Source organism: Streptomyces solicamelliae (assembly GCF_045348655.1).
Classification (GTDB): Bacteria; Actinomycetota; Actinomycetes; order Streptomycetales; family Streptomycetaceae; genus Streptomyces; species Streptomyces solicamelliae.
This window is the reverse complement of the sequence record NZ_CP160404.1, coordinates 5,300,290-5,315,000: the sequence shown is the minus strand read 5'-3', so window position 1 is coordinate 5,315,000 and position 14,711 is coordinate 5,300,290. Positions and strand designations below refer to the sequence as shown.

Below are 14,711 nucleotides of genomic sequence, written 5' to 3'. Positions count from 1 at the left end.
GGTCCTCGTGGCCGTGGGTCAGGACGATGCCCTCGACGTCGTCGAGGCGGTCCCGGATGGTGCTGAAGTCCGGCAGGATCAGATCGATGCCGGGCTGCTCCTCCTCGGGGAAGAGCACGCCGCAGTCGACGATCAGCAGACGGCCGCCGAACTCGAAGACGGTCATGTTCCGGCCGATCTCGCCGAGCCCGCCGAGCGGGGTGACGCGCAGGCCGTTCTCGGGAAGCTTCGGCGGGGCGCCGAGTTCAGGGTGCGGATGACTCAAAAGACTCTCCTCACCACGCGCGCCACGTACCGCTCGGGCACGTGGCGCGCGTGACATTCGTGCACTTGCTTGGTGTCAGTCGTGATCCGTAGATCATTTATTCAGTTGTGAAGTCTGTACTCAGAGCTGTACCCCGCCGGCGGCCAGATCGAGCCTCAGCCGGGCGGTCTCCTCGGCGGAGAGCTCGACGAGCGGCGCGCGCAGCGGGCCGGCCGGGAGTCCCTGGAGGGCGAGGGCGGCCTTGGTGGTCATGACGCCCTGGGTGCGGAACATGCCCGTGTAGACCGGGAGCAGCTTCTGGTGGATCTCCGTGGCCTTCTGGACGTCCCCGTTGAGGTGGGCGTCGAGCAGGGCCCGGAGGTCCGGGGAGACGACGTGGCCGACCACGGAGACGAAGCCGACCGCGCCGACGGAGAGCAGCGGGAGGTTGAGCATGTCGTCGCCGGAGTACCAGGCGAGCCCGCTGCGGGCGATGGCCCAGCTGGCCTGGCCGAGGTCGCCCTTGGCGTCCTTGTTGGCGACGATCCGGGGGTGCTCGGCCAGCCGGACGAGGGTCTCGGTCTCGATCGGGACGCCGCTGCGGCCGGGGATGTCGTACAGCATCACCGGGAGCTGGGTGGCGTCGGCGATGGCCGAGAAGTGCCGGTACAGGCCCTCCTGAGGGGGCTTGTTGTAGTACGGCGTGACCGCGAGCAGGCCGTGGGCGCCGTCACGCTCGGCTGTACGGGCCAGCTCGATGCTGTGGTGGGTGTCGTTCGTGCCGATGCCGGCGACGACGTGGGCACGGTCGCCCACGGCCTCCAGGACGGCGCGTACCAGCTGCGATTTCTCCGCGTCGGTGGTCGTGGGGGACTCGCCGGTGGTGCCGTTGACGACGAGGCCGTCGTTGCCGGCCTCGACCAGATGGGCGGCGAGTCGCTGGGCACCGTCGAGGTCGAGTGCGCCGTCAGCCGTGAAGGGCGTGACCATGGCGGTGAGGACCCGCCCGAAGGGGGTCTGCGGAGTGGAGATCGGAGCCATGGGTAACACGCTACTCGCTGCTCAGCGCACGGTGTCCCCTCGGGGGACGTGTGAAGGGGAGCCCGGCACTGCCTGCTCGGGGGTTCAAGCAGTGCCGGGTCCGTTTGATCAGCCTAGATGAACTTCGTGAAACGTCGCAATCCGGACACTTCTCGTGACTGATCGGACATCTGTGCCCCAAGGGACGGGGCGTGCGGTTCGTACGGTCCTACGGAGCGACGCGGCCGTTCTTGTTGAAGGCCGCGTACGTGAGCGGCATCAGCCGGGCCCACTGCTCCTCCATCTTCTCGCCGACCATCTCGATCTCCCGCTGGGGGAACGACGGCACCGCGGCCAGCTCGTGCTGGGTGCGCAGACCCAGGAAGTGCATCAGGGAGCGCGCGTTGCAGGTGGCGTACATGGACGAGTACAGGCCCACCGGCAGCACGGCGCGGGCGACCTCGCGGGCCACGCCGGCGGCGAGCATCTCCTGGTACGTCCCGTACGCCTCGCGGTACGAGTCCTCCATGGCCCGGCCGACGAGCTCGTGCTGGGCCTGGGTGCCCTCGACGAAGACGTACTTGCCCGGGCGGCCCTCCTGGACGAGCTTGCGGGAGGCGTCGGGCACGTAGAAGACCGGCTGCAGCTCCCGGTAGCGGCCCGACTCCTCGTTGTACGACCAACCCACCCGGTGCCGCATGAACTCGCGGAACACGAAGATCGGGGCGCTGATGAAGAAGGTCATCGAGTTGTGCTCGAAGGGGCTGCCGTGACGGTCCCGCATCAGGTAGTTGATCAGGCCTTTGGAGCGCTCCGGGTCCTTCTGGAGCTCCTCCAGGGACTGCTCGCCCGCCGTGGACACCCGGGCCGCCCACAGGACGTCGGAGTCCGAGGCCGCGCTCTTGACCAGCTCGACGGTGACGTCGCTCCTCAGGTCGATCTTGACGTTCTCTGCGGGGGTGTCGGTCACCTGCGGTCCTTCCGGGCTGGCCTTTGCAGTCGCCCACTCTAGCGACGTCCTCCTCGAGGATGAGATTCGGCCGCTTTGATGAAAAAACGGCACCAACACCTCCCTTCGCTCGTCTGTACCGATGACGCCCGTACAGAGACAAGGAGAGTGGCCCACCATGCTGCGCCGCAGGGAAGCCGTACCGTTCGCGTTCGTCGCCGAGGCCGACAGCTTCCGCAGTAACGTCACTCCGCCGCCCCGGGAGCGTCTGCGGCCCTCCCAGCTACTGGGCCGTACGCTGATCGGGCTGACCGTCGTGGCGGGTCTCGTCGGCTCGCTGCTCTTCGGGATGCCGGCCCTCGAGACCGGCCAGTCCCCCGCCCGTCAGGCACAGTCCGAAGCGTCCGACGGCCGCTGAGGTAGCCTCACCGGGCACAGCCACCGAACGTGCTTGTGAGTGAGGACCTGTCGTGCCCCTGCCCTTTCTGACGGCCGACCGCGCTTTCGACGCCGACGACGACATCGCGCTGCCCTTCGACGACCACGACACCTGGCGCCGGCCGTACCGGCCCGGTCCGTGGCGGGTCGGCACGGCCGCGCTCGCGCTGCTGCTCGCCTCGTTCGTGCTGCTCGCGGCTGTGATCATCGCTGCCGCGGGGGCGGTGCCCGGCGCGGGCGTCACCTTCGGCCTCGCCACGCTCATCATCGCCGCCGCGCTGCGGCTGCTCCGGGTGGGTGCGTGGGTGAGCCGGAACGGTCTGCGGCAGGTGCGGATGCTCTCCACCTCGACCGTGCCGTGGCAGCAGGTCAGCGGTCTGCGCACCGTGCAGCAGCCGGTGCGCTGGCTGGGCCTGCCGCGCACGGTGCAGGGCCAGGCGCTGGTGTACGTACGGCCGAACGGTGAGCAGCTGCCGCTGCTCACCGACCACAACGCCGACTTCCTCTCCCGCATCGAGGCGTTCGACCGCGCCGCGGACACGATCGAGGCGTGGAACGCGGAGTACGCAGAAGCGCGCTGAGGACCCCCGTCGGGGCCCGGTGGGGCCCCGCGCTCCTTACGCCGTACCGCCCCCGTGCAGCGTGATCGCCCGCTGCATCGCCTTGCGGGCCCGAGGGGTGTCGCGGGCGTCGTGGTAGGCGACCGCGAGGCGGAACCAGCAGCGCCAGTCGTCCGGGGAGTCCTCCGTCTCAGCCTTGCGGCGGGCGAAGACCTCGTCCGCCGCGTCCCGGTCGATCCGGCCGCCCGGCGTACGGGCCAGGTCGTCGACCGGCAGCCCGCCCTCGGCCTCCAGCTCCGCCGCCAGCCGGTGCGCGCGGCGCGCGAACCGGGTGTTCTGCCAGAGGAACCACGCGCCGACCCCGGGCAGCAGGAACGCCACCGCGCCCATGCCCATCGCCGCCGGCTCCCCGGTCAGCAGGAGCAGTACGCCCTCCATCGCCACCACGCCGAAGACGAGCACCAGCACGGTGGCGAGGAAGAAGTACGTGATCTTTCCGCCCATGACGCCGTCCGCCTCAGCCCAGGTCCAGGAAGTGCTCGAGGCCGAAGGTGAGGCCCGGAGTGGTGACCACGCGGCGCGCGCCGAGCAGGATGCCCGGCATGAAGCTGCTGTGGTGCAGCGAGTCATGACGGACCGTCAGCGTCTCGCCCTCGCCGCCGAGCAGCACCTCCTGGTGGGCCAGCAGGCCCCGCAGGCGTACCGCGTGCACCGGGACGCCGTCGACGTCCGCGCCGCGCGCGCCGTCCAGGGCGGTCGCGGTGGCGTCGGGCTGGGGGCCCAGCCCGGCCTCGGCGCGGGCCTTGGCGATCAGCTGGGCGGTGCGGGTGGCGGTGCCGGAGGGGGCGTCCACCTTGTTCGGGTGGTGCAGTTCGACGACCTCGACGGACTCGAAGTACGGGGCCGCGATCTGCGCGAACTTCATGGTGAGGACCGCGCCGATGGAGAAGTTCGGGGCGATGAGCACACCGGTCTGCGGGGAGGCCGCGAGCCAGGTGTTCAGCTGCGCGAGGCGCTCCTCGTTCCAGCCGGTGGTGCCGACGACGGCGTGGATGCCGCGGCTCACGCAGTAGTCGAGGTTCGCCATCACCGAGTCCGGGGTGGTCAGCTCGACCACGACCTGGGCACCCGTCTCCGTGAGGGTCTCCAGTCCGTCGCCCCGGCCCAGGGCCGCGACCAGTTCCATGTCCTCGGCGGCCTCGACGGCCCGTACGGCCTCCGAGCCGATCCGGCCCTTGGCGCCGAGTACCGCCACGCGCAGCTTGCTCATCGCTCCGACTCTCTTCGTTCCCGCGAGGCCCCGTGAGGGCCTACGCGACCGATTCCTGCAGGCGTGCCGCCTGCTTGTCCTTCAGCGGCCCTATGACCGCCAGCGAGGGACGCTGTCCCAGGATGTCGGCCGCCACCGCCTTCACGTCGTCCGGGGTCACCGCGGCCATCCGGGCGAGCATGTCGTCCACGGACATCTGGGTGCCCCAGCACAGCTCGCTCTTGCCGATGCGGTTCATCAGCGCGCCGGTGTCCTCCAGGCCGAGGACCGTGGAGCCGGAGAGCTGGCCGATGGCGCGGGTGAGCTCCTCGTCCGTGATGCCGTGCTCGGCGACCTTGTACAGCTCCTCCCGGCAGATCCCGAGCACGTCGTGGATCTGGTTGGGGCGGCAGCCCGCGTACACGCCGAACAGGCCGCAGTCGGCGAAGCCGGAGGTGTACGAGTACACGCTGTACGCCAGGCCGCGCTTCTCGCGGATCTCCTGGAACAGCCGGGACGACATGCCGCCGCCGAGGGCGGTGTTCAGTACGCCGAGGGCCCAGCGACGGTCGTCGGTGCGGGCGAGGCCCGGCATGCCGAGGACGACGTGCGCCTGCTCGGTGCGGCGGTTCAGGTGCTCGACGCGGCCCGCGGTGCGCAGGGCACGGCGGCCGTCGCGCGGGGCGATCGGGACCGCGTCCGTACGACCGAGGGCACCGGCCTTCTCGAAGGCGCGGCGGACCTGGCGGACGACCGTGGCGTGGTCGACGTTGCCGGCGGCGGCGACGACCAGGTGCGTCGGGTCGTAGTGCTTCTTGTAGAAGCGGGCGATCCGGTCACGGTCGAGGCCCTCGACGGTGTCGACGGTGCCGAGGACCGGGCGGCCCAGCGGGGTGTCGCCGAACATCGTCTTGGCGAACAGGTCGTGGACGACGTCGCCCGGGTCGTCCTCGGTCATCGCGATCTCCTCGAGGATGACGCCGCGCTCGGCGTCCACGTCCTCGGGGAGGATCAGCGAGCCGGTGAGCATGTCGCAGACGATGTCGATCGCCAGCGGCAGGTCGGTGTCGAGGACCCGGGCGTAGTAGCAGGTGAACTCCTTCGCCGTGAAGGCGTTCATCTCGCCGCCGACCGCGTCGATCGCGGCGGAGATGTCGAGGGCGGACCGCCTGCGGGTGCCCTTGAAGAGGAGGTGCTCCAGGTAGTGCGTGGCGCCGTTGAGGACCGGGGTCTCGTCGCGCGAGCCGACGTGCGCCCAGATGCCGAAGGTGGCGGAGCGGACGGATGGCAGCGTCTCGGTGACGATCCGCAGGCCGCCGGGGAGGGTGGTGCGGCGGACGGTGCCGATGCCGTCCTTGCCCTTGAGCAGTGTTTGGGTACGGGCGACGGCCCGCCCCTCCGAAGAGGGGCGGGCCGTCGTCACGGAACTACGGGACGTCACTTGTCGGTGTCGTCCTTGTCGCCTTCAGCGGCGTCCTCGTCCGCGATCACGGGGATCAGGGAGAGCTTGCCGCGCTGGTCGATCTCGGCGATCTCGACCTGGACCTTGGAGCCGACCGGCAGCACGTCCTCGACGTTCTCCACGCGCTTGCCACCGGCGAGCTTGCGGATCTGCGAGATGTGCAGCAGGCCGTCCTTGCCCGGGAGCAGGGAGACGAACGCACCGAAGGTGGTGGTCTTGACGACCGTGCCCAGGTAGCGCTCGCCGACCTCCGGCATGGTCGGGTTGGCGATGCCGTTGATCGTGGCGCGGGCGGCCTCGGCGGCCGGGCCGTCGGCGGCACCGATGTAGATGGTGCCGTCGTCCTCGATCGTGATCTCGGCGCCGGTGTCCTCCTGGATCTGGTTGATCATCTTGCCCTTGGGGCCGATGACCTCGCCGATCTTGTCCACGGGGATCTTCACGGTGATGATCCGCGGGGCGTTGGGGGACATCTCGTCCGGGGTGTCGATCGCTTCCATCATCACGTCGAGGATGTGGAGGCGGGCGTCGCGGGCCTGCTTGAGGGCCGCGGCCAGGACGGAGGCCGGGATGCCGTCCAGCTTGGTGTCGAGCTGGAGGGCGGTGACGAACTCCTTCGTACCGGCGACCTTGAAGTCCATGTCGCCGAAGGCGTCCTCCGCACCGAGGATGTCGGTGAGGGCGACGTAGTGCGTCTGGCCGTCGATCTCCTGGGAGATCAGACCCATGGCGATACCGGCGACCGGGGCCTTCAGCGGCACACCGGCGTTCAGCAGCGACATGGTGGAGGCGCAGACGGAGCCCATGGACGTCGAGCCGTTGGAGCCGAGGGCCTCGGACACCTGGCGGATCGCGTACGGGAACTCCTCGCGGGTCGGCAGCACCGGCACGATGGCGCGCTCGGCGAGCGCACCGTGGCCGATCTCGCGGCGCTTGGGCGAGCCCACGCGGCCGGTCTCACCGACGGAGTACGGCGGGAAGTTGTAGTTGTGCATGTAGCGCTTGCGGGTCACCGGGGAGAGGGTGTCCAGCTGCTGCTCCATGCGGAGCATGTTGAGGGTGGTGATGCCCAGGATCTGGGTCTCGCCACGCTCGAACAGCGCGGAACCGTGGACCCGCGGGATCGCCTCGACCTCGGCGGCGAGGGTACGGATGTCCGTGATCCCGCGGCCGTCGATGCGGACCTTGTCCTTGATGACGCGCTCGCGCACCAGGGCCTTGGTCAGGGAGCGGTACGCGGCGGAGATCTCCTTCTCGCGGCCCTCGAAGGCCGGGAGCAGCTTCTCGGCGGCGAGCTCCTTGACGCGGTCCAGCTCGGCCTCGCGCTCCTGCTTGCCCGCGATGGTCAGCGCCTGGGACAGCTCGCCGCGGACGGCGTCGGAGAGGGCGGCGAAGACGTCGTCCTGGTAGTCCAGGAAGACCGGGAACTCGCCCTCGGGCTTGGCGGCCTTGGCGGCGAGGTCGGTCTGCGCCTTGCACAGGACCTTGATGAAGGGCTTCGCGGCCTCGAGACCGGCGGCGACGACCTCCTCGGTCGGCGCCTCGGCGCCGCCCTTGACCAGCTGGATCGTCTGCTCGGTGGCCTCGGCCTCGACCATCATGATCGCGACGTCGCCGTCCTCCAGGACACGGCCGGCGACGACCATGTCGAAGACGGCGTCCTCGAGCTCGGTGTGGGTCGGGAACGCGACCCACTGGCCGTTGATCAGCGCGACGCGGACGCCGCCGATCGGGCCGGAGAAGGGCAGACCGGCCAGCTGGGTGGACGCGGACGCGGCGTTGATCGCGATCACGTCGTACAGGTGGTCGGGGTTGAGCGCCATGACCGTCGCGACGATCTGGATCTCGTTGCGCAGGCCCTTCTTGAAGGACGGGCGCAGCGGGCGGTCGATCAGGCGGCAGGTGAGGATCGCGTCCTCGGAGGGCCGGCCCTCACGGCGGAAGAAGGAGCCGGGGATCTTGCCGGCCGCGTACATCCGCTCCTCGACGTCGACCGTCAGGGGGAAGAAGTCGAGCTGGTCCTTGGGCTTCTTCGAAGCGGTGGTGGCCGACAGCACCATGGTGTCGTCGTCCAGGTAGGCCACGGCGGAACCGGCGGCCTGACGGGCCAGGCGGCCCGTCTCGAAGCGGATGGTGCGGGTGCCGAAGGTGCCGTTGTCGATCACGGCCTCGGCGTAGTGGGTCTCGTTCTCCACTAGCGATTTCTCCTACGTCGTCTTTTTCGTCTTTCCCGTCCGCGTGCCCGTGTGGCGCGGGACGGTGCGGGAGAAGCGCTCTCATGGCGGGCCGGTCTTCGATCGAAGCACCCGGGGATGAGGGTCCGGGGGCCACTACCGAGGACCGGCGGCGTGCCGGCTGCTTCTCGCGCGAGTTGTGGCGTTGTGTGACCAGACTAATTGCCAGTGGGCACTTTGCGCACGTACAGCAAAGGGAGCGGCCCCCTGAAAGTGGGAACCGCTCCCTTCACAGCGTCTTACTTGGCGCCGCCGGCCGCACCGCGGCGGATGCCGAGGCGGTCGACCAGCGTACGGAAGCGCTGGATGTCCTTCTTGGCCAGGTACTGCAGCAGGCGGCGGCGCTGGCCGACCAGGATCAGCAGACCACGGCGGGAGTGGTGGTCGTGCTTGTGGGCCTTGAGGTGCTCGGTCAGGTCAGAGATGCGGCGGGACAGCATCGCGACCTGGACCTCGGGGGAGCCGGTGTCGCCCTCCTTGGTGCCGAACTCGGCCATGATCTGCTTCTTCGTAGCGGCGTCGAGAGCCACGCGTACTCCTCTTGAGTGATTCGATGCGCCCACGAGTGCCCCTGGTCTGCGTCTCAGGGGGGCTTCCGTGACTCGGAGGCGAAGGCGCGATGAGCGCTGCTCCCGGAGGGACCTCTGGAAGCGCGTACACAAACGGCCGTCACACAGCGTACCAGCCTGTCTCAGGTCGTCAGGGACCGGGCGGCCTCGTACAGGTCGAGGACGGCGAGGCAGAGCGGTACGAGGCTCAGCAGCACCGCGCCCTCGGCGAGGTCGGTGACCCGCCCCCAGAACGGCGAGAGGTCCCTCGCCGGGACGATCAGGCCGACGGCCGTGACCAGGGCCGCGCCGGCGGCGACGGCCGCGGTCAGCCAGACGGTACGGATCTCCGGCTGGTCGGCGGGCAGGTCCAGGGCGAGACCGGTGATCAGCAGGACGAGGACGGCGAGCCCGGCGGCGAGGGCGCAGGCGACCTGGGCGGTGCGGCGGAAGAGGCGGGCCCGCAGCAGGAGTGCGAGGCCGGCGGCCAGCGCGAGCAGCCGGGACCAGGCGCCCGCGTCGGGGGCGAGGCTCAGCAGGGCCGCAGCGCCGACGACGACGCCGGCGCAGCCGCCGAGCAGCCCGAGCAGCAGCTCGTGGCCGCGGCGGGCCCGGCGGGCGATGCGCTCGGCGTCGACGGGGAGGCCGAGCGGGGCGACGGGGGCGGTGGAGGGGACCGGGCCGTACGCGGTGCGGTCGGGGTACGGGTCGGTGCCGTGGGGGTGGGCGTACGGGTCCGGGCCGTGGATGTACGGAGGCGTGAGAGGGGTGTACGGAGGTGCGCCGGGGGCGTGCAGGGGTGCCCCGGCGTACGGGGCGGTCGCCGCGCGCGGGGAGACATGCGCGACGGGGAGGCGGGCGAAGCGGGCGGACAGGCCGGGCAGGAAGGCGACGAGGCCGATCGCGGCCGGGGCGCAGACGGCGGCGGCCGCGGTGCCGGACGCGCCGGTCAGGATCGCGGCGAAGGAGGCCAGGGTGCCGGTCGCGGCGAGCGCGACGGCCGCGACGAAGGGCGCGTCGCCGTCCGGCAGCAGCGCCACCAGGACGACGGCGGCGACGAGGACGGTCACGCAGCCCAGCAGGAACTGCAGCCGGCCCGGGCCCTCCCCCGCATGCGGTGCGACGAGTCCCGAGCCGGCGAGCAGCAGCAGCGGCAGCGCGGCCAGACCGGCCGCGACGGCGGAGCCCGGGTCCTCGTAGACGCGGGCGCGGACGCCGGCGAAGGCGGTCAGCAGGACGCCGAGGACGCCGGCGACGAGCCCGGGCAGGCCGTGCATGTCGTGCCGGACCGGCTCGGCGTACCAGAGGACCGGGGCGAGGAGGACGAGCAGCAGGACGCCCCCGCCGAGGCCGGCTGCGCGCAGCGCCCGCGGGCCCCAGAGCCGGCGGTCGCGGGTGACGGCGGAGGCGACCGCGTCGGCGACGTCGTCGAAGACCGCGGGCGGCAGGGACTGGGCGAACGGGCGGAGCGCGAGCAGCTCGCCGTCGAGGACCCGCTGCTCCGCGAGGGTGCGCGCGCCGTCGAGGACGGTGCCGTCGACGCGCACCAGCTGGTGGCCGGTGGGCGTGCCCGCGGGCTGCGGGCGGCCGACGAGGCGCAGGACCTCGGGGTACACCTCGGCGACGGCGAGGTCGGCCGGGAGCGCGACGTCGACGCGGCCGTCCGGGGCGACGACGGTGACCCGGCAGTAGCCGGAGCCGGCGTGGGAGAAGTGGCCGGAGGGATGGGCGTGGCCGGTGCGGCCGGTGCCGCCGGCGCGGCCGGTCGGTGCGGTCGTACTCACTGCGGCCCCCTGGTTCGCGGTCGTTCGCGGGCTTCCGCCGCCGTCGACGACGTCCGCTGTCGTTCACGGTCGTTCGCGGTCGCGCACGTTGCGCGCGCCACCCTACCGGGGGGCGGTGCGCGGGCCGGTCAGTAGGATCACCGTCTCGTCTCCGCACGCCAAGCACGAGGGATTCACGAGGGATTGATGCTCCGGTGAGCCAGATCGTGGTCAAGCGTCCGCCGAGGGCGTTCCCGCCCGAGATCCCCGGCGGGGAGCTGCTCCTCCAGCCGCCGCCGGAACTCCCCCGCCAGGAGCGCGAGTCGTTGCTGATGCAGCTGCTGCCGCTGCTCGGCATGGGCTCGTCCGCGGTGTTCTTCTTCCTGCCGGGCGCGCATCCGTTCATGCGGGTCATGGGTGTGCTCATGGTCGTGTCGACGGTCGCCACGGCGATCGCCCAGTGGGTGCGCCACCGGGGCGGCGCGCACGGGCAGACGGCGGAGGCGCGCCGCGACTACCTCGCGTATCTGGCGCGGCTTCGCCGTACGGTACGCGGGACGGCGCAGCGGCAGCGCGACGCCCAGCTGTATCTGCACCCGGACCCCGAGCAGTTGTGGGCGGTGGCGGCGGAGGGCACACGGCTGTGGGAACGGCGGCCCGGGGACCCGGACTTCGGGCAGGTACGGATCGGGCTGGGTGCGCAGCGGCTCGCCACGCCGCTGGTCGCGCCGGACACCGCGCCGGTGGACGAGCTGGAGCCGCTGTGCGCGGGCGCGATGCGGCAGTTCCTCGCGGTGCACGGCGCGCTGGACGGGCTGCCGGTGGCGGTGGCTCTGCGGGCGTTCCCACGGCTGACGGTGTCCGGCGAGCCGGAGGCGGCGCGGGCGGCGGTGCGGGCGCTGGTGTGCCAGCTGGCGACGCTGCACTCCCCCGACGACCTGGTGGTCGCGGTGGTGGCGGGGCGGGGCACGGCGCCGCTGTGGGACTGGGTGAAGTGGCTGCCGCACGCGCAGGCCCCCGGGCTGCTCGACGGGGCGGGCACCCGACGGCTGTTCGGGGACGACCTCGGGGAGGTGGAGGAGGTCCTGCGGTCGGCGGGACGGCTCGACGGACGTCCCCGGTTCGGCCGGGACGCGGCGCCGCTCCTCGACCGCCCCCACGTCGTGGTGGTCCTCGACGGGGCCGTGGCACCGCACGACTCGCTGTGCGCGGGCGCGGAGGGTCTGCAGGGCGTGACGGTGGTGTCCCTGGGCGAGGGCGCGGAGCCGTGGCGCTCGGGCGGGCTCGCGGCGGAGGTGCGGCCGGGGCTGCTGCGGCTCGACTCGGGGCAGGGCGTCGCGTACGAGGGCGTGCCGGACGGCATCTCGCCGACGGCCGCGGAGGCGCTGGCCCGGCGGCTCGCCCCGCTGCGGACGGGCGGCGGGGACGACGACGAACCGCTGCTCGCCGACCTGGACTTCGCCGAGCTGCTCGGCCTGGACGACGCGGGCGCCGCCGCCGACCTGGCGGCCCGTTCGCGGCGGCCGCGGGCGGCGGCGGAGCGGCTGCGGGTGCCGATCGGGGTCGGCGAGGACGGGCAGCCGGTGATGCTGGACCTGAAGGAGGCGGCGCGGGACGGCATGGGCCCGCACGGCCTGTGCGTCGGCGCGACCGGCTCGGGCAAGTCGGAGCTGCTGCGCACGCTGGTCCTCGGCCTCGCGGTGACGCATCCGTCCGAGACGCTGAACTTCGTCCTGGCGGACTTCAAGGGCGGCGCGACCTTCGCGGGCCTGGCGCGGCTGCCGCACGTCGCCGCGGTGATCACCAATCTCGCCGACGACCTGACCCTGGTCGACCGCATGGGCGACGCGATCCGCGGCGAACTGCAGCGCCGCCAGGAGCTGTTGCGCGCCGCCGGCAACTACGCCGGCATCCACGACTACGAGCGGGCGCGCGCGGCGGGCGCGGCCCTGGAGCCGCTGGCCTCGCTGGTCCTGGTGATCGACGAGTTCTCCGAACTGCTCAGCGCCAGGCCGGAGTTCATCGACATGTTCATCCAGATCGGCCGGATCGGCCGCTCGCTGGGGGTTCATCTGCTGCTGGCCTCGCAGCGCCTGGAAGAGGGCCGGCTGCGCGGCCTCGACACGTACCTGTCGTACCGGATCGGGCTGCGCACCTTCTCGGCGGCGGAGTCCCGCACGGCGCTGGGCGTGCCGGACGCGTACCACCTGCCGTCGGTGCCGGGGTCGGGATACCTGAAGCACGGCACGGACGAGCTGGTGCGGTTCAAGGCGGCGTACGTGTCGGGGCCGTACGGACCGGCGGCGCGTCGGGAGCCGGCGGCGGACGGAGGTGCGGCACGGACGGCCGCGCTGTTCACGGCGGGGACCGTGGCGGTACCGGAGCGCTCGGGGGACGTCCGGCACCCCGCTCCGGTGCCCGAGGGCGATCCCGACGCCGATGCCGATGTCGATGTCGACGACGCGTTCGCGGACACCGTGCTGGACGTGGTGGCGCGCGGCCTCGAGGGGCAGGGGGTGCCGGCTCACCAGGTGTGGCTGCCGCCGCTGGACCGCGCGCCGGCACTGGACCAGGTGCTGCCGGGGATCGCGCGGACGCAGGAGCGGGGCCTGACGGCGACGCGGTACACACGGCCGGGCGGGCTGACGGTGCCGCTGGGCCTGGTCGACAAGCCCTTCGAGCAGCGGCGCGAGGTGCTGTACCGGGACTTCTCGGGTGCGGCGGGCCACATGCTGGTGGTCGGCGGCCCGCGGTCGGGCAAGTCGACGCTGATGCGGACGCTGGTCGCGTCGTTCGCGCTGACGCACACGCCGCGCGAGGCGCAGTTCTACGCGCTCGACTTCGGCGGCGGCGCGCTGGCGGGGCTCGCGGAACTGCCGCACGTGGGCGGGGTGGCGTCGCGGCTCGACCCCGAGCGGGTACGGCGGACGGTCGCGGAGGTCGTCGGTGTACTGGACCGGCGCGAGGAGCTGTTCCGGGCGGGCGGCATCGAGTCGATGGCCGCGTACCGACGGCAGCGCGCGGCGGGGGCGCTCCAGGACGAGGCGTACGGGGACGTGTTCCTGGTCGTGGACGGCTGGGGGGCGTTCCGGAGCGAGTACGAGGCGCTGGAGCCGGTGGTCGCGGACCTGGCGGCGCGGGGGCTCGGGTACGGCGTCCATGTGGTGCTGACGGCCTCGCGGTACATGGAGGTCCGGGCCGGGATCAAGGACCAGCTGCTGGGCCGGCTTGAGCTGCGGCTCGGGGACGTCATGGACTCGGAGTTCGACCGGCGGGTCGCGGAGAACGTGCCGGCGGGGGTGCCGGGGCGGGGTCAAGTGCCGGAGAAGCTGCACTTCATGGCGGCGGCGCCGGTGACGGGCGCGGTCCCGGACGAGTGGTCGGACGAGGCCGCGGAGCTGGTGGCGGCGGTGCGGGACGCGTGGACGGGTCCGGCCGCCCCCGCGGTACGGCTGCTGCCGCAGCGGTTGCCTGCGGAACGCCTGCCGAAGGGCTTCGAGTTCCCGGCGAAGGGGGTGGCGTTCGGGCTGGCCGAGACGGACCTGGCGCCGGTCTTCGTCGACTTCGGGACGGACCCCTTCTTCCTGGTCCTCGGCGACGGCGAGTCGGGGAAGACGAACCTGCTGCGGCTGATCGCGCGGCGGATCACGGAGCGGTACGCCCCGGACGAGGCGGCGATCGTGGTCGGGGACTACCGGCGGACGCTGCTCGGGGAGGTGCCGGAGAGCCATCTGCTGGAGTACGCGCCGACGGCGGACGCGCTGCGGACGCACATGGAGGCGCTGGCCGGCGTCTTCGAGCGGCGCAGGCCGCCGGCGGACGTCACGCCGGCGCAGCTGCGGGACCGGAGCTGGTGGTCGGGCCCGCAGGTGTTCGTCCTCGTCGACGACTACGACCTGGTGGCGACCAGCGGGGGCAATCCGCTGGGCCCGCTGGCGGACTGCCTGCCGTTCGCCCGTGACGCGGGCGTCCGCTTCGTCGTCGCGCGGAGCACGGCGGGCGCGTCGCGCGCGCTGTACGAGCCGTTCCTGCAGCGGATGAAGGAGCTCGGCGCGCAGGGCGTGCTGCTTTCGGGCGATCCGTCGGAGGGCGAACTCCTCGGCTCGGCCCGGCCGCGTCCGATGCCGGCGGGGCGGGGACTGTTCGTGGCGCGGCGGGGCGGGACGCGGCTGGTGCAGACGGGATGGCAGCCGGTGGGGAGCGGATCTTAGGGGGTGTGGGGCGCCGGTGGGAGGAGTTCCGGG

12 protein-coding genes (1 of these 12 running past the window's edge) are annotated in these 14,711 nt (G+C 72.3%); 3 read left to right on the top strand and 9 right to left on the bottom strand.

The features are described 5' to 3' along the window. The 3 genes from ABZO31_RS24810 to thyX all read right to left on the bottom strand — a co-directional run. A protein-coding gene (locus ABZO31_RS24810) for a ribonuclease J (RefSeq protein ID WP_406863483.1) crosses the window boundary here: on the bottom strand, positions 1–265 show its 5' portion. The gene continues 1,421 nt to the left of window position 1, outside the view; 265 of the gene's 1,686 nt are visible here — the first part of the coding sequence; the start codon lies at positions 263–265; its stop codon lies beyond the left edge, outside the window. A 120-nt stretch (positions 266–385) separates the two neighbouring features. Continuing rightward, the gene (dapA, locus tag ABZO31_RS24805) at positions 386–1,285 is read right to left on the bottom strand and encodes a 4-hydroxy-tetrahydrodipicolinate synthase (RefSeq protein WP_406863482.1); all 900 of its coding nucleotides are present in this window, start codon (positions 1,283–1,285) and stop codon (positions 386–388) included. A 208-nt stretch (positions 1,286–1,493) separates the two neighbouring features. Continuing rightward, positions 1,494–2,234, bottom strand: a complete 741-nt coding sequence (thyX, locus tag ABZO31_RS24800; protein ID WP_406863481.1) for an FAD-dependent thymidylate synthase — start codon at positions 2,232–2,234, stop codon at positions 1,494–1,496. A gap of 157 nt (positions 2,235–2,391) precedes the next feature. On the opposite strand from thyX, the gene ABZO31_RS24795 reads away from it, so the two are divergent. After that, entirely contained in the window at positions 2,392–2,631 is a 240-nt protein-coding gene (locus ABZO31_RS24795; protein ID WP_406863480.1) for a hypothetical protein, read from the top strand. 52 nt (positions 2,632–2,683) lie between these two features. Next, positions 2,684–3,232 carry a hypothetical protein gene (locus ABZO31_RS24790; RefSeq protein WP_406863479.1) on the top strand — a complete coding sequence of 183 codons (549 nt, stop codon included), beginning with the start codon at positions 2,684–2,686 and terminating at the stop codon, positions 3,230–3,232. Positions 3,233–3,268: 36 nt separating this feature from the next. On the opposite strand, the gene ABZO31_RS24785 is transcribed toward ABZO31_RS24790, so the two are convergent. From ABZO31_RS24785 to eccD, 6 genes are all read right to left on the bottom strand, one after another. Next, the gene (locus tag ABZO31_RS24785; RefSeq protein WP_406863478.1) at positions 3,269–3,715 is read right to left on the bottom strand and encodes a hypothetical protein; all 447 of its coding nucleotides are present in this window, start codon (positions 3,713–3,715) and stop codon (positions 3,269–3,271) included. A gap of 13 nt (positions 3,716–3,728) precedes the next feature. Next, positions 3,729–4,481, bottom strand: coding sequence for a 4-hydroxy-tetrahydrodipicolinate reductase (dapB, locus tag ABZO31_RS24780; RefSeq protein ID WP_406863477.1), 753 nt, complete (start codon positions 4,479–4,481; stop codon positions 3,729–3,731). Positions 4,482–4,521: 40 nt separating this feature from the next. Further along, positions 4,522–5,901, bottom strand: coding sequence for a M16 family metallopeptidase (locus ABZO31_RS24775; RefSeq protein WP_406863476.1), 1,380 nt, complete (start codon positions 5,899–5,901; stop codon positions 4,522–4,524). Continuing rightward, the gene (locus tag ABZO31_RS24770; protein ID WP_406863475.1) at positions 5,898–8,117 is read right to left on the bottom strand and encodes a polyribonucleotide nucleotidyltransferase; all 2,220 of its coding nucleotides are present in this window, start codon (positions 8,115–8,117) and stop codon (positions 5,898–5,900) included. The genes ABZO31_RS24775 and ABZO31_RS24770 overlap by 4 nt, the downstream gene beginning before the upstream one ends. A 278-nt stretch (positions 8,118–8,395) precedes the next feature. Beyond that, positions 8,396–8,686, bottom strand: a complete 291-nt coding sequence (gene rpsO, locus ABZO31_RS24765; protein ID WP_406863474.1) for a 30S ribosomal protein S15 — start codon at positions 8,684–8,686, stop codon at positions 8,396–8,398. Positions 8,687–8,847: 161 nt separating this feature from the next. Continuing rightward, on the bottom strand, positions 8,848–10,488 hold the full coding sequence (eccD, locus tag ABZO31_RS24760) for a type VII secretion integral membrane protein EccD (protein WP_406863473.1): 1,641 nt from the start codon (positions 10,486–10,488) through the stop codon (positions 8,848–8,850). A gap of 194 nt (positions 10,489–10,682) precedes the next feature. On the opposite strand from eccD, the gene eccCa reads away from it, so the two are divergent. Further along, positions 10,683–14,678, top strand: coding sequence for a type VII secretion protein EccCa (gene eccCa / locus ABZO31_RS24755; RefSeq protein ID WP_406863472.1), 3,996 nt, complete (start codon positions 10,683–10,685; stop codon positions 14,676–14,678). The last annotated feature ends 33 nt before the right edge of the window (positions 14,679–14,711 follow it).

What these genes read in the sequence shown, in the direction of transcription:
- dapA (WP_406863482.1), bottom strand. Translation starts at nt 1,285, where the DNA reads ATGGCTCCGATCTCCACTCCGCAGACCCCCTTCGGGCGGGTCCTCACC.
- ABZO31_RS24795 (WP_406863480.1), top strand. Translation starts at nt 2,392, where the DNA reads ATGCTGCGCCGCAGGGAAGCCGTACCGTTCGCGTTCGTCGCCGAGGCC.
- ABZO31_RS24785 (WP_406863478.1), bottom strand. Translation starts at nt 3,715, where the DNA reads ATGGGCGGAAAGATCACGTACTTCTTCCTCGCCACCGTGCTGGTGCTC.
- dapB (WP_406863477.1), bottom strand. Translation starts at nt 4,481, where the DNA reads ATGAGCAAGCTGCGCGTGGCGGTACTCGGCGCCAAGGGCCGGATCGGC.